Source organism: Pedobacter polysacchareus, assembly GCF_019802255.1.
GTDB lineage: Bacteria > Bacteroidota > Bacteroidia > Sphingobacteriales > Sphingobacteriaceae > Pedobacter > Pedobacter polysacchareus.
This window is the reverse complement of sequence record NZ_JAHYSS010000004.1, coordinates 644,311-659,427: the sequence shown is the minus strand read 5'-3', so window position 1 is coordinate 659,427 and position 15,117 is coordinate 644,311. Positions and strand designations below refer to the sequence as shown.

The window sequence follows — 15,117 nt, the reverse complement described above, 5'->3', positions numbered from 1 at the left end:
AATCTAATCCTTGTTAAATATAAAAGGAGGTACCTTTATCAGGCACCTCCTTTTATATTTTTATTCTTATTTTGAACTGCTAATTAAGCGTCAATCTTAGCATATTTAGCATTTCTCTCAATGAAATCTCTTCTTGGACCAACTTCATCACCCATTAACATGGAGAAGGTATGGTCACATTCAGCAGCATTTTCAATGGTTGCCTGTAATAAAGTACGTGTTGCAGGGTTTAAGGTAGTATCCCATAACTGCTCTGCGTTCATCTCTCCAAGACCTTTATAGCGTTGGATGTGTACACTTTCTTCTTTACCTGCACCTTTTAAGCGCTGTACTGCCTGATCGCGTTGTTGATCATTCCAGCAATATTCATGTTCTTTTCCTTTTTTAACCTGGTACAATGGTGGCGCTGCGATGTACACATAACCGGCTTCAATCAATGCTTTCATGTATCTGAAGAAGAAAGTAAGGATCAAGGTGGTAATGTGTGATCCATCGATGTCCGCATCCGTCATAATCACTACCTTATGGTAACGAAGCTTGGTTAAGTTCAGGGCTTTATCATCTTCCGGAGTTCCGATACTTACTCCTAAAGCGGTAAACATATTCTTGATCTCGTCGTTTTCATAGATCTTGTGCTCCATTGCTTTCTCTACGTTCAGGATTTTACCTTTCAATGGAAGAATCGCCTGGAAATTACGGTCTCTACCTTGTTTGGCAGTTCCACCCGCGGAATCTCCCTCGACCAGGTAAATCTCACATTTTTCCGGATCACTATCAGAACAATCGGCTAGCTTACCAGGTAAACCTGAACCGCCCATTACACTCTTGCGCTGCACCATTTCACGTGCTTTACGTGCTGCTGCACGTGCTGTAGCCGCAAGAATTACTTTATTAACGATCAGCTTTGCTTCTCTTGGATTTTCCTCCAGGTAATTGTTCAGTGCTTCACCAACGGCGATATCTACTGCACCCATTACCTCTGAGTTACCTAATTTTGTTTTCGTCTGACCTTCAAACTGTGGCTCCTGTACTTTCACAGAAACTACTGCTGTTAATCCTTCTCTAAAGTCATCACCGGTAATCTCAAATTTCACATTTTTCAGCAAGCCAGATTTATCAGCATACGCTTTTAAAGTTCTGGTTAAACCTCTTCTGAAACCTGCGATGTGTGTACCCCCCTCATGTGTATTGATGTTGTTCACATAAGAGTGTACATTTTCTGCATAGCTATCATTGTATTGTAAAGCCAGTTCTACTGGAATACCATTTTTGATACCTTCTACATAAATCGGCTCTGCAATCAGTGAAGGGCGACCTCCATCTAAAAACTGAACAAATTCTTTCAATCCACCCTGAGAATGGAAAAGTTCCGTAATCGGATTTCCTTCTTCGTCTAATTCACGCTCATCAGTAAGTGTCAGTTTAATCCCTTTATTCAGGAAAGACAATTCTCTTAATCTGCTGGCTAAAGTATCATAACGGTACTCTAAAGTTTGGGTAAAGATTTCTGGATCCGGAGAAAACGTAATTACCGTTCCTCTTTTATCGGTTACACCAACGATTTTCACATCGTATTGTGGCTTACCTTTTTCATATTCCTGCTCCCAGATTTGTCCATCACGGTGAACTTCAGCTTTTAAATGTGTTGATAATGCGTTCACGCAACTTACCCCCACACCATGCAGACCACCGGAAACTTTATAAGTATCCTTATCAAATTTACCCCCGGCATGTAATACTGTCATTACGATTTCCAGAGCTGATTTTTGCTCTTTCTGCATAATTCCAGTAGGAATACCACGACCGTTATCTTCAACTCTGATCGAGTTGTCTTTAAGAATATTTACATATATCGTGTCAGCATGACCTGCTAACGCCTCATCAATAGAGTTATCTACTACCTCGTAAACTAAATGGTGTAATCCTTTTACTCCGGTGTCTCCTATATACATCGAAGGGCGCTTACGCACCGCTTCTAAACCTTCTAAAACCTGTATATTATCTGCCGAATAATTTGACTTTGGATCCTTTTCTTCGCTCATAATTTTTAAAAAAACAATTAGATTCAAAAATAACCATTTTAGCCCAATTAACCGCAAATGTGGATAACTATTTGACCAAAAAACCACTAAAAATGAGCTAAAAATCGTAGTTTTTTAGGATACTAAATTTGAAATTTTATATTTGTTGAAATTTATCATTCCAAAGGGGAAGAAATATCCGAAAAAACCAGTTTAAAAATAGCTGGAAGGGTGATAGGAGTCAAAAAGTAAAACAAAAAATCAATTATACTCATTAGATGAAAAGATCAACATTAAAACTTGGCAGCATTGCTACTGCAGTTGCATTAGTTTCCGTAATGGCTTCTTGCCAGAACAAAGAAAACGCAGGGACTACTACTGCTCCAAAATCTGAGTCGGCCACAGTAACAAGCGCAGAGAAAATCGTCTATGTAAATTCTGATTCCCTGTTAACAAAATATCAGTATTTCAAAGACTTAAAAACTAAACTTGACGCGAAGTCGAAAACAGCACAAACAGATCTTGCTTCTAAACAACAAGCTTTCCAACGTGAAGTCACTCAATATCAACAACAGCAAAATACCTTGCCTGCTGATCAAAGAGCTGCAACTGAAGAAAGACTAGCACGTAAACAACAAGAATTACAGGCTTATTCTCAAAATGCAGGTGCTGCACTTCAAAATGAGCAAGCTACTGAGAATGAAAAATTATATGATAAGGTTGCAGAATATTTGAAAACTTATGCAAAAGGAAAAGGTTTCAAAATGGTGTTGACTTATTCAAAAGGTAACAGCGCAATTTTATTTGCTGACGAATCTTTAGATGTAACCAGCGAAGTAATCGTAGGATTAAACGAAGCTTATTCAAAAGACAAAAAATAATCATCAGCTGATGAATTTTAAATGCTCCGGGTAATCGGGGCATTTTTTTTGTGCGCTTATTTTTAGCATACGCGCTGAGGCATCGATACTGACAGCAGTATGATCCTCATTTCTAAATTCAATAAATTGACAATATGGACGTTACAACGCAGCAGCACGAAAAATTTATGAGAATGGCCATTGGCCTTTCGGAGAAGAATGTAACCGAAGAATTAGGTGGCCCATTTGGTGCCGTAGTGGTCAAAGATGGGAAAGTGATCGCAAAAAGCGGCAATAAAGTGACCAGTACAAATGATCCAACAGCCCATGCAGAGGTTTCCGCCATTAGAATGGCCTGCAAAAAACTGAAAACTTTTGACCTGACCGGATGTGTGATTTATACCAGTTGTGAACCTTGCCCGATGTGCCTGAGTGCTGTTTATTGGTCAAGAATAAACACGATTTATTACGCCAATACAAAAGTGGATGCGGCAAATATTGGCTTTGATGATCAATTCATCTATGAAGAATTGGAAAAACCTATGCCAGCACGTAGCCTACCTATCCAGCAAATGCTAAGAGACGAAGCCCTCCAGGCTTTTAAACTCTGGGAGCAATCTTCTATGAGAGTTACCTATTAATTATTGTAATATACACCTGTGAATTACGAAGAGAAAATAACCATTGAACTGGAATTCTGGAAAAGAAAAATGAGGCTTAAACCCTCATTTTTCAATAAGATCACCAATAACGTTCAAAAGAAAATCAACAGCTATATTCCTGAAAAAATTCATACTGCAATCACGGTGACCATTAAAAACATGATCAAAGGGGTATTGTATGGTTCCACTTATACCACTTCTAGCATGCCCGCATTAGAAATGAGCCTGGTACATCGGGAGGCTTTGGTAAAGCAAAAAATTGACAATTATTGTAAAACAGGGGCTGCAGAAGGAGGTATTACCGGTGCTGGTGGCTTCCTGATGAGCATGGCAGATTTCCCGATACTCATCGGCATAAAAATGAAACTGCTATTTGAAATTGCAGCACTATATGGCTTTGATGTAAAAGATTATAGAGAGCGTTTATATTTGCTGTATATTTTTCAACTTGCTTTCTCCAGTCAGCAAGGACGTACAAAAGTTTTCATGCACCTTGAAAATTGGGAGGATAAACTGCATATACTCCCAGAAAATGTGGACAATATCGATTGGAAAACCCTTCAGCAGGAATACCGCGATTACATCGATCTCGCCAAACTAGCCCAGTTATTGCCTGTAGTTGGTGCAGCTGTAGGTGCAATTGCCAATTATCAATTGATCAAACAGCTGGGCGAAACAGCAATGCAAGCCTATAGAATGAGATTACTAAAATAACAGCAATTACTTTTCTTCTTCCTCAAAAAGACCACCAGTCAGGTCGTCGATTTCTCTACGGTCCTTCTTTGTTGGTCTGCCTGCACCACGATCTCTAATCAATACCGGTGAATGGAACATAGATTTATAACCCTGGGTCTCCTCCAGAGGCGTAATGTCTTTATATTTAGTAACCGCAATTTTAGCCTCTACCCTATTGTAAAGCAGCTCCACCACTTCAATTACTTTCTTTTCTATTCCTTTGGATACCTGGTACACATCACCAGGTTTGACTATTGCAGAAGCTTTAAGATTATTCCCATTGAATTTCACCCGACCCGCTTTACAAGCCTCTGTCGCCAAACTCCTGGTCTTAAATAATCTAATTGCCCATAAGTACTTATCTATCCGTAATTTTTCTTGCTCTGCCATAAAAAATCAAAAATACATTATAGAAAACAATGGTCTATACATAAAATTGATTTATTTTGTCAAAAAATAACTTAAAACATGATAGCACAATTAAAAAAGTTAGTAGAAGCCGCTTGGGAAGACAGAACTTTATTAGGATATAGTGAATATTGCGAGGCAATAGAAACGGTAATTATGCAACTTGATAAAGGTGAATTGCGCGTTGCTGAACCAGTACTGAACTCGTGGGCTGTGAATGAATGGATCAAAAAGGCAGTAATCCTTTATTTTCCAATCAGAGAAATGAAAGAAATTGAAGTTGGTCCTTTCGTATTTCATGATAAAATGAAATTGAAAACCAATTATAAAGAATTAGGTGTAAGAGTAGTACCTCATGGTATTGCACGTTATGGCGCATATTTGGCCAAAGGTGTGATCATGATGCCTTCTTATGTAAATATCGGTGCTTACGTTGACGAAGGTACCATGGTAGATACATGGGCTACTGTAGGTTCCTGTGCACAGATCGGTAAACACGTTCACTTGAGTGGTGGTGTGGGTATTGGCGGTGTATTAGAGCCAATTCAAGCTGCTCCGGTCATCATTGAAGACAATGTTTTCATTGGGTCAAGAGCGATCGTTGTGGAAGGTGTTCGTGTGGAAAGAGAAGCGGTACTAGGTGCAAACGTAGTTTTAACTGCCTCTACAAAAATCATCGACGTTACAGGAAGCACACCAGTTGAATATAAAGGTATCGTTCCTGCACGTTCAGTGGTTATTCCAGGAAGCTATGCGAAGAAATTCCCTGCTGGCGAATTCCAGGTTCCATGTGCATTGATCATTGGTCAGCGTAAAGAATCTACAGATAAAAAGACTTCTCTAAATGATGCATTGAGAGAAAATAATGTAGCAGTATAATATAATGAAGATTGGTTTTGACGGAAAGAGGGCAGCGAATAATTTAACAGGACTGGGGAATTACAGCAGGTCTTTAGTTACCCACCTGGCAGAATTTTTCCCTCAAAACCAATACTTTGTTTATACACCCAAAGTAAAGGATCATGCTCAGATTTCCCGGTTTTTAAAAATTAAGGGGATTAAAACCGAGCTTCCTGATCGTCCGGGATGGTTCTGGAGAACTTCAGGAATCAAAAAACAATTACTAAAAGATCAGATTGACTTATTTCATGGCTTGAGCCATGAGATCCCCCTGGGTATTCAGGATTCAGGAATTGCAAGTGTAGTCACAATACATGACCTGATTTTCCTCAGGTTCCCTCAATATTACGGCAGGATCGATCGATTCATTTATCAGCTGAAATTCCGCTATGCCTGCAAGCATGCAGACAAAATCATCGCCATCAGTGAATGTACAAAAAGAGACCTTGTCCATTTTTTCCATACCGATCCTGATAAAATCGAGGTCGTTTACCAAAGCTGCGACGACAGTTTCAAATCTACAACCGATCAAAAGAAAAAACAGGAAGTCAGGGATAAACACCAGTTACCAGAAAAATATATTCTGAATGTAGGAACGATCGAAAACCGGAAAAATCTGCTGACGCTGATCAAAGCATTGCCAGAAATTCATCCCGATTATCAGCTCGTTGTTGTTGGAAAAAAAACAGCTTATAAAGAGCTGGTTAACAAAGAAATTGAGGCATTAGGACTAAAGTCCAGAGTCACTTTTTTACAGAATGTACCTTTTGAGGACTTACCTTCCATTTATCAAATGGCTAATGCCTTTGTGTATCCATCATTATATGAAGGATTTGGTATTCCTATCATTGAAGCTTTATATTCCGGTGTTCCGGTCATTGCAGCAACAGGTTCCTGTTTAGAAGAAGCCGGAGGCGAAAACAGCTTGTATGTGGCTCCTTATGACCATCAGGGACTCTCCAATGCCATAAACAAAGTATTAAACAGCTCTGCTCTCGCCAAAAAGATGACAGCAAAAGGGCTGGAATATGTTAAAAAATTTGATACCCGGGTCCTCACCGAGGAAATGATTAAAATTTATACCCAGGTACTTTCCAATCACCAGAAATAACAGGTTATGCTTAGAACAGAAATTGAAAAAACCCTTCAGGTATTAAAAGACGGAGGGGTGATTCTTTATCCTACAGACACAGTTTGGGGATTAGGGTGTGATGCTACAAATGAAGCAGCAGTAGCCAGAATAAATGACATTAAACAACGCAGCGCGGATAAAAGCTTTATCGTCTTGCTCGACAATGATTCTAAACTCCAAAGTTACGTAACTGAAATTCCTGAAGTCGCTTACGACTTAATTGAATACGCGGAAAACCCATTGACGATCATTTTCTCAGGTGCAAAAAACCTGGCTAAAAACGTGATCAATGAAGATGGCAGCGTAGGGATTAGAATTGTAAAGCATGATTTCTGTAAGGAGCTCATTCAACGGTTCCGGAAACCGATCACTTCCACTTCTGCGAATAAATCTGGTGAACCCTCTCCACTGATCTTTGATGAGATTTCAGAAGAAATAAAAGCGGCAGTAGATTACGTAGTTGATTGGGAACAAGCACTGCAGACTCCAAAGAAACCTTCTACCATTATGAAATTAGCTCCCGGAGGTCAATTTTCCTTTATTAGAAAGTAAGTTTTATTACTTTTGTAACTCATTAATGGAAAAACATTTACAAAATCCAATATTTAAAGTCCTTGCCGATATTGCTCAAACACATCAGATTGAAGCATACGTAATAGGTGGGTATGTGCGCGATATTTTCTTAAAAAGACCCTCTAAAGACATCGATATTGTGGTGCTGGGGAATGGAATTGAGTTTGCTGAATTAGTAGGTAAACAACTCAAAACCAAGGTTGCGGTGTTTAAAAACTTCGGCACTGCCATGTTAAAAACCCGTGATCTGGAAATAGAATTTGTTGGGGCCCGAAAAGAGTCCTACCGTGCAGATTCCCGCAAGCCTATCGTAGAAAACGGTACCATCAAAGACGACCAGCTGAGAAGAGATTTCACCATCAATGCCCTGGCCATCTCCCTGAATAAAGAAAATTATGCACAGCTTGTTGATCCATTTAACGGAATTAACGACCTGGAGCAAAAACTCATCAGAACACCCCTTGATCCTGAGCTTACTTTTTCAGATGATCCATTGAGGATGATGAGGGCCATTCGCTTTGCCACCCAATTAGAGTTCAGCATAGACGAAAGTGCCATCAATGCCATTAAAAAACAGAAAGAAAGAATCAGTATCGTATCAAAAGAGCGCATTACTGATGAACTCAACAAAATTATTCTTTCTAAAACACCCTCTATAGGTTTTAAATACCTGTTTGATACCGGTCTTTTACACCTGGTATTTCCACAAATGGCCAACCTTTACGGTGTGGAGATCATTAATGGAAAAGGGCATAAAGATAATTTTTATCATACCTTGCAGGTTCTTGATAATATTTGTGAGGCGACCGACGACCTTTGGCTTCGTTGGGCGGCCATTCTTCATGACATTGCCAAACCAGCAACCAAGCGTTTTGAAGAAGGACATGGCTGGACTTTTCATGGTCATGAAGATAAAGGTGCAAGAATGGTACCTCAGATTTTTAATCAATTGAAACTTCCATTAAATGAGAAGATGAAATTGGTCCAGAAATTGGTACAGCTTCACCTCAGACCTATTGTTCTGGCGCAGGAAGTGGTTACAGATTCGGCAGTCAGGAGGTTATTATTCGATGCCGGTGAAGATATAGAGAGTCTGATGATGCTCTGCAATGCAGATGTCACCACTAAAAACGAGTACAAAGTAAAAAAGTACCGCAATAACTTTGAGCTGGTTAAACAGAAGCTTAAAGACGTGGAAGAACGCGACAAAGTAAGAAACTGGCAGCCACCAATCACAGGTACCCACATTATGGAGATCTTTGGTTTAAGCGCAGGCAAAGAAGTGGGGCTGATCAAAAATGCTATCCGTGAAGCAATTCTGGAAGGTGAGATCAAAAATGACTATGACGAGGCCTTACAGTTTATGCTGGAAAAAGCCAAAGAATTTGGTCTTCAGCCCGTAAAGCACTAATACAAAGTACAATAATATTTTATAATTTTATAGCTAGAAAAAAAGCTCAGATGGCAATTTATAGATTTAGAATAAGTTTCGAGGATTTCGATGAGGTAGTTAGGGAAATCGATATCAAACCAAACCAGACATTTGAAGATTTACATCGTGCGATACATCGCTCAACAGGATATTCTGCTGAAAAATCCTCTTCTTTTTATGTGAGTACTGATCATTGGATCAAAGGAGACGAAATTGCCTACCTGCCAAATCAACGTAAAACAGATAGAGGGGTAACTTTAATGGAAAAAGCTAAACTGAGCAGCTTCATTGAAGATCCGCACCAGAAATTCTATTATATCTACAACTTCGATCGTCCGTTTGATTTTCATGTAGAATTGATCAAGATCATTCTTGAAACTGATCCGAACCTTGAGTATCCTGTATTGGTTAAAAGTGTTGGAGAAGCGCCTAAAATCATTGATAAAGACAATTTCAACGCAGTTGCAGTATCCTCAAACGAGGCGTCTTCTGAATTCGACTTCTTAAATGAGCTGGATTTTGTTCCTGGCGATACGGAAGAATTAGCAGCCATGGACGGAAGAGGCATCAATACGGAAGAAAAAACGATCGATGACGATGCTGATGAAGATTCGGCTGATGCTGATGAGTATGGCAGCGACGAAGACAGCTATGAAGATGATGAGTACGGTGGTAAAGACGACGATTACTAGTATTCGATCATGCTATTGAATAAAACCTTAGTTGTAATTGTGGGTCCTACCGGAATCGGAAAAACGGCATTGGCTATTGAACTGGCCAGACACTTTTCTACAGAAATCATTTCGGCAGATTCCCGTCAGTTCTTTAAGGAGATGGAAATTGGGACTGCAAAACCTTCCCAGGAAGAGTTAAATGCAGCCCCTCATCATTTCATTAACTCCCATAGTATAACCACCTTATTCAGTACCGGAGACTTTGAAATACAAGCCTTACAGCTGATGGAGGAACTTTTTAAAAAACAGGATCTGCTGATTATGGTTGGTGGATCCGGTTTATATATTGATGCCGTATGCAATGGACTCGATGACCTACCGGATACAGACCTCAACATCCGCGAACAATTAAAACAACAGCTGGAAAATGAAGGGATTGAATCCATCAAACAGCAGCTAAAAATCCATGATCCTGAATATTATGAAAAAGTAGATCAGGCCAACCCGCAAAGAATGGTCAGGGGATTGGAATTCTTCCTGTCTACTGGGGAGAAACTATCCTCCTATCAAACCAACAGCAAAAAGCAAAGACCATTCAACATCATTAAAATAGGGCTAAATATGGACCGTGCAGCGCTCTATCAGCGCATCAACGATAGAGTTGATCAAATGATGGACTCAGGTTTGCTGGAAGAGGTAAAAGGGCTTCAGGAATATAGAAAGTACAATGCCTTAAATACGGTAGGTTATTCGGAATTATTCGACTATCTGGATGGTCTTACCCCGATAGAAGCCGCAGTAGATAAAATTAAGCAAAACACACGACGCTTTGCGAAACGCCAGCTGACCTGGTTTAGAAGGGATGACAACACTGCCTGGTTTGAACCCAATGCCAGCAAAGCCGTCATCCTTCATATCAATAATGCATTAAAATCTTAAGCCTGAGCAGTTGGTCCGCCAAAATTCATTGGAAATCCAGGAGGCTCATCCTGCGTTTTAATTTTGCCATAAGCAGTTTCATATTTTTCCAGATTATCTTGCATTGCCGCCATTAGCCTTTTAGCATGTTCCGGTGTCAGGATAATTCTTGATTTCACCCTTGCCTTAGGCACCCCAGGCATCACTCTGATAAAGTCCAGTACAAACTCTGTATTGGAATGTGTGATGATGGCCAGGTTAGAAAAAATCCCTTCTGCGATCTCTTCAGAAAGTTCAATACTTAATTGGTTGTCGTTTTGCTGTTCTTCCATAGCACAAAACTATTACTTTAATCCATATGGAGGTAGTGGATAGCCAATTATTTTCCAAACCATCGCGTATAAAAAAAGTCCCCCGACTTTATCAGAAGGGGGACTTTTGAAAAGATATTTAAATATTAAGCATCTACTTCTTCTTGTTTCGAAGCTAATAATTTATCGTATTCTTCTTGAGAACCTACAATGATACGCTCATATCCACGTACACCTGTACCTGAAGGAATTAAGTGTCCAACAATTACGTTTTCTTTTAATCCAAGCATGTTATCACGTTTACCAGCAATTGCTGCTTCGTTTAACACTTTTGTAGTCTCCTGGAAGGATGCTGCAGAGATGAACGATTTCGTTCCTAATGAAGCACGTGTGATCCCTTGTAACATTGAACTCGCAGTTGCAGGTCTTGCATCACGAACTTCAATTTGTCTCAAATCTTTACGTTTCAATTGAGAATTTTCATCTCTTAATTTACGTAGAGAAAGGATTTGTCCTGGTTTCACGGTGTTAGAATCACCAGCTTCTACAACAACTTTCTTGTCATAAATCTCGTCATTCTCAATCATGAAGTCCCAACGATCTGCAAGATTATTCTCTAAGAAAGTGGTATCTCCTGGATCTTCAATATGAACTTTTTGCATCATCTGGTGTACAATCACCTCAAAGTGTTTATCATTGATTTTCACACCTTGTAAACGGTAAACCTCTTGGATACCATTGACTAGATATTCTTGTACAGCAGCAGGGCCTTTAATCGCTAAGATATCCGCTGGAGAGATAGAACCATCAGACAGAGGCATACCTGCTTTCACAAAGTCATTATCCTGAACCAGGATGTGTTTAGACAATGGAACAAGGTATTTTTTAACTTCGCCGTCTTTAGATTCGATCGTCATTTCGCGGTTACCACGTTTAACGCCACCTAAGGTTACCACACCATCAATCTCTGTTACTACAGCAGGGTTTGAAGGGTTACGCGCTTCGAAAAGCTCCGTTACACGTGGTAAACCACCCGTGATATCTCTAGTTTTACCAGTTGCACGAGGAATCTTAACCAGGATCTGACCAGTTTTAACTGCGTCACCTTCATCGATAGCGATGTGGGCTCCAACAGGGATGTTATATCCTCTGATCAATTCACCTTTTTTATCCACAACCCGTACAGAAGGGTTTTTAGTTTTATCACGTGTATCGATAATTACTTTCTCACGGTGACCAGTTTGCTCATCTGACTCTTCACGGAAGGTTACACCTTCAACAATAGCATCAAATTCGATTTTACCAGCGAACTCAGAGATAATTACCGCATTATATGGATCCCATGAACAAATCTTATCACCTTTAGTGATTTTAGCACCATCCTCAACATATAAGAATGAACCATAAGGAATGTTATTGGTCATGATCACTTTGTTTGTACCAGGCTCCACAATTTTGAACTCTCCTGAACGACCTAAAACAATTTGTTTCACGCCTTCTTCAGTATCATTCTCTACTGTACGAACATTTTCAAACTCGATGATACCATCAAATTTAGCATTGATTTGAGATTCTGCAGCGATGTTCGATGCAGTACCCCCAACGTGGAACGTACGAAGTGTTAACTGTGTACCCGGCTCACCGATAGACTGAGCAGCAATTACACCGACAGCTTCACCTTTTTGAACTCGTTTACCAGTTGCTAAGTTACGACCGTAACAAAGCGCACATACTCCGCGTTTATTTTCGCAGGTTAATACCGAACGAATTTCAACACCTTCTAATGGTGATTCTTCAATTGCTTTCGCAATATCTTCATCAATATCCATTCCGGCTCCAACTAACAATTCACCATTCATAGGATTGAATACATCATGTAGAGAGATACGACCCAATAATCTGTCGTATAACGGCTCAACAATGTCTTCATTATCTTTCAATGCAGTAGTGTACATACCTCTTAAAGTACCGCAATCTTCTGCATTAACGATCATATCCTGTGCTACATCATGTAAACGACGTGTCAAGTAACCCGCATCTGCCGTTTTTAACGCCGTATCCGCAAGACCTTTACGCGCACCGTGAGTAGAGATAAAGTATTCTAATACCGATAAACCTTCCTTAAAGTTAGATAGAATCGGATTTTCAATAATCTCACCACCTGAACCTGATTTCTGAGGCTTAGCCATCAAACCACGCATACCACATAGCTGACGAATCTGCTCTTTCGAACCACGGGCTCCAGAGTCCAACATCATATAAACTGAGTTGAAACCTTGGTTATCGCTCGATAACTGAGTCATCACGAATGATGTTAAACGGTTATTAATACGAGTCCAGATATCGATAATTTGGTTGTAACGCTCGTTGTTGGTAATGAATCCCATGTTATAGTTATTCCTTACTTCTTCAACCTCAGCAGAAGCTTGTTCCAATAGCGCTTGTTTTTCAACAGGAATGTTTACATCTTGTAAATTAAATGATAAACCTCCTCTGAATGCCATTTGGAAACCTAATTCTTTGATATCATCTAAGAATCTAGCTGCGCGAGACATACCAGTAACTTTTACTACGTGACCAATGATATCTCTAAGAGATTTCTTAGTCAATAGTTCATTGATATAACCAACTTCTGCCGGAACCATTTGATTAAATAGTACACGACCTACAGTTGTATCCAACAATTTATTAACGATAGTTCCGTCTTCCAATTTCACATTTACCTTCACTTTAATAAACGCGTGAAGATCAATTCTCTTCTCATTGTAAGCAATGATTACTTCTTCAGGAGAATAGAATGAGAAATCTTGTCCGTTAACTACACGTCCTGCGTCTGTTCTACGGCCTTTAGTAATATAGTAAAGACCCAAAACCATATCCTGTGAAGGTACAGTAATCGGCGTTCCGTTTGCAGGGTTTAGAATGTTGTGGGCAGCAAGCATTAATACTTGAGCTTCTAAGATTGCGGCATGTCCTAATGGCAAGTGTACTGCCATCTGGTCACCGTCAAAATCCGCGTTAAATGCGGTACATACTAATGGGTGTAATTGGATCGCTTTACCTTCCACCAATTTAGGTTGGAAAGACTGGATACCCAATCTGTGTAGTGTTGGTGCACGATTCAGTAATACCGGGTGACCTTTTAAAACATTCTCCAGAATATCCCAAACTAATGGGTCTTTTCTGTCTACAATTTTCTTTGCAGATTTTACTGTTTTAACGATACCTCTTTCTATCATCTTGCGAATGATAAACGGTTTGAATAGCTCAGCAGCCATATCTTTAGGTAAACCACATTCATGTAATTTAAGGTTTGGACCTACAACAATTACCGAACGAGCAGAATAATCCACACGTTTACCTAATAAATTCTGACGGAAACGACCTTGTTTACCTTTCAGGATATCTGAAAGAGATTTTAAAGCACGGTTACCTTCAGTTTTAACTGCATTTACTTTACGTGAGTTATCAAATAACGAATCCACCGCTTCTTGTAACATACGTTTTTCGTTACGTAAAATTACTTCCGGCGCTTTGATCTCGATTAAACGTTTCAAACGATTGTTACGGATAATCACACGACGGTATAGATCATTTAAATCTGAAGTCGCAAAACGACCACCTTCTAGCGGTACTAATGGACGCAATTCCGGTGGAATAACTGGAACAATCTTGATGATCATCCACTCTGGATTATTCTCAATACGGGTTCTTGCACCACGGAAAGCTTCCACTACCTGTAAACGTTTCAAAGCTTCGTTTTTACGTTGCTGAGAAGTTTCGTTTGCAGCCTGGTGGCGTAAGTTATAAGATAAAGTATCTAAATCAATACGTTTCAATAAATCTTCTAATGCTTCAGCACCCATTTTGGCGATGAATTTATTAGGGTCTTTATCGTCTAAATATTGGTTTTCTTTTGGCAACTTATCAAGAATATCAAGATATTCCTCTTCAGTTAAGAAATCCATATATTGAATACCTTCTTCTGCCATGAAACCAGCTTGAATTACTACATAACGCTCGTAGTAAATGATCAAATCTAATCTCTTTGTAGGCAATCCTAACAGGTATCCAATTTTATTTGGTAAAGAGCGGAAATACCAGATATGCGCTACAGGAACCACCAAGTTGATGTGTCCCATACGCTCTCTACGTACTTTCTTTTCTGTAACCTCAACACCACAACGGTCACATACAATACCCTTATAACGGATACGTTTGTATTTACCGCAATGACATTCGTAATCTTTAACCGGACCGAAAATACGCTCGCAGAACAAACCATCACGCTCAGGTTTGTAAGTACGGTAATTGATCGTCTCAGGTTTCAACACCTCCCCACTAGAGCGCTCTAAAATAGCCTCCGGCGATGCCAAACTAATGGTGATCGAGGTGAAATTGCTTTTTAATTTATTATCCTTTTTGTAAGACATAGCTCTTTTGTTTGAATTTGAAAATTTAAAAAGCCGGAACGGACACCAGCTTAACTGT

General features: G+C 39.6%; 13 protein-coding genes. 9 read left to right on the top strand and 4 right to left on the bottom strand.

Annotation, left to right across the window (positions count from 1 at the left end; genetic code table 11):
* Positions 1-83: 83 nt before the first annotated feature.
* A complete protein-coding gene (gyrB, locus tag K7X70_RS14105) occupies positions 84-2,042 on the bottom strand; it encodes a DNA topoisomerase (ATP-hydrolyzing) subunit B (protein WP_062550275.1) in 1,959 nt (652 codons plus the stop codon).
* Positions 2,043-2,299: 257 nt separating this feature from the next.
* Here gyrB and K7X70_RS14100 point away from each other — a divergent pair, with 257 nt between their 5' ends.
* The 3 genes from K7X70_RS14100 to K7X70_RS14090 all read left to right on the top strand — a co-directional run bounded on the left by K7X70_RS14100 (position 2,300) and on the right by K7X70_RS14090 (position 4,257).
* Positions 2,300-2,902, top strand: coding sequence for an OmpH/Skp family outer membrane protein (locus K7X70_RS14100; RefSeq protein WP_187667339.1), 603 nt, complete (start codon positions 2,300-2,302; stop codon positions 2,900-2,902).
* A gap of 134 nt (positions 2,903-3,036) precedes the next feature.
* Positions 3,037-3,522, top strand: a complete 486-nt coding sequence (locus K7X70_RS14095; protein ID WP_222537640.1) for a nucleoside deaminase — start codon at positions 3,037-3,039, stop codon at positions 3,520-3,522.
* An 18-nt stretch (positions 3,523-3,540) separates the two neighbouring features.
* Positions 3,541-4,257 carry an EcsC family protein gene (locus K7X70_RS14090; protein WP_222537639.1) on the top strand — a complete coding sequence of 239 codons (717 nt, stop codon included), beginning with the start codon at positions 3,541-3,543 and terminating at the stop codon, positions 4,255-4,257.
* Between the two features lie 6 nt (positions 4,258-4,263).
* Here the strand turns inward: K7X70_RS14090 and K7X70_RS14085 are convergent, their stop codons facing one another.
* On the bottom strand, positions 4,264-4,668 hold the full coding sequence (locus K7X70_RS14085) for an RNA-binding S4 domain-containing protein (protein WP_222537638.1): 405 nt from the start codon (positions 4,666-4,668) through the stop codon (positions 4,264-4,266).
* Positions 4,669-4,746: 78 nt separating this feature from the next.
* Here K7X70_RS14085 and K7X70_RS14080 point away from each other — a divergent pair, with 78 nt between their 5' ends.
* From K7X70_RS14080 to miaA, 6 genes are read left to right on the top strand one after another with little or no spacing between them, the layout of a single operon-like run.
* Positions 4,747-5,565 carry a 2,3,4,5-tetrahydropyridine-2,6-dicarboxylate N-succinyltransferase gene (locus tag K7X70_RS14080; protein WP_222537637.1) on the top strand — a complete coding sequence of 273 codons (819 nt, stop codon included), beginning with the start codon at positions 4,747-4,749 and terminating at the stop codon, positions 5,563-5,565.
* Positions 5,566-5,569: 4 nt separating this feature from the next.
* Positions 5,570-6,697 (top strand): glycosyltransferase family 4 protein, encoded by a 1,128-nt coding sequence (locus tag K7X70_RS14075; RefSeq protein ID WP_222537636.1) that lies wholly within the window; start codon positions 5,570-5,572, stop codon positions 6,695-6,697.
* 6 nt (positions 6,698-6,703) lie between these two features.
* Positions 6,704-7,270, top strand: coding sequence for an L-threonylcarbamoyladenylate synthase (locus tag K7X70_RS14070; RefSeq protein WP_222537635.1), 567 nt, complete (start codon positions 6,704-6,706; stop codon positions 7,268-7,270).
* A 25-nt stretch (positions 7,271-7,295) separates the two neighbouring features.
* Positions 7,296-8,702, top strand: coding sequence for a CCA tRNA nucleotidyltransferase (locus tag K7X70_RS14065; RefSeq protein ID WP_222537634.1), 1,407 nt, complete (start codon positions 7,296-7,298; stop codon positions 8,700-8,702).
* Positions 8,703-8,752: 50 nt separating this feature from the next.
* The gene (locus K7X70_RS14060; protein ID WP_222537633.1) at positions 8,753-9,415 is read left to right on the top strand and encodes an IS1096 element passenger TnpR family protein; all 663 of its coding nucleotides are present in this window, start codon (positions 8,753-8,755) and stop codon (positions 9,413-9,415) included.
* Positions 9,416-9,424: 9 nt separating this feature from the next.
* Complete coding sequence (gene miaA / locus K7X70_RS14055; RefSeq protein ID WP_222537632.1) at positions 9,425-10,336, top strand: tRNA (adenosine(37)-N6)-dimethylallyltransferase MiaA; 912 nt, start codon at positions 9,425-9,427, stop codon at positions 10,334-10,336.
* Here the strand turns inward: miaA and K7X70_RS14050 are convergent.
* Both K7X70_RS14050 and rpoC read right to left on the bottom strand, forming a co-directional pair.
* The gene (locus K7X70_RS14050) at positions 10,333-10,647 is read right to left on the bottom strand and encodes a DUF3467 domain-containing protein (RefSeq protein WP_062550286.1); all 315 of its coding nucleotides are present in this window, start codon (positions 10,645-10,647) and stop codon (positions 10,333-10,335) included. The two genes, miaA and K7X70_RS14050, sit on opposite strands and share 4 nt — an antisense overlap.
* Before the next feature lie 125 nt (positions 10,648-10,772).
* Positions 10,773-15,059: a DNA-directed RNA polymerase subunit beta' gene (gene rpoC / locus K7X70_RS14045; RefSeq protein WP_222537631.1), complete on the bottom strand. Its 4,287-nt coding sequence runs from the start codon at positions 15,057-15,059 to the stop codon at positions 10,773-10,775.
* Positions 15,060-15,117: the final 58 nt, after the last annotated feature.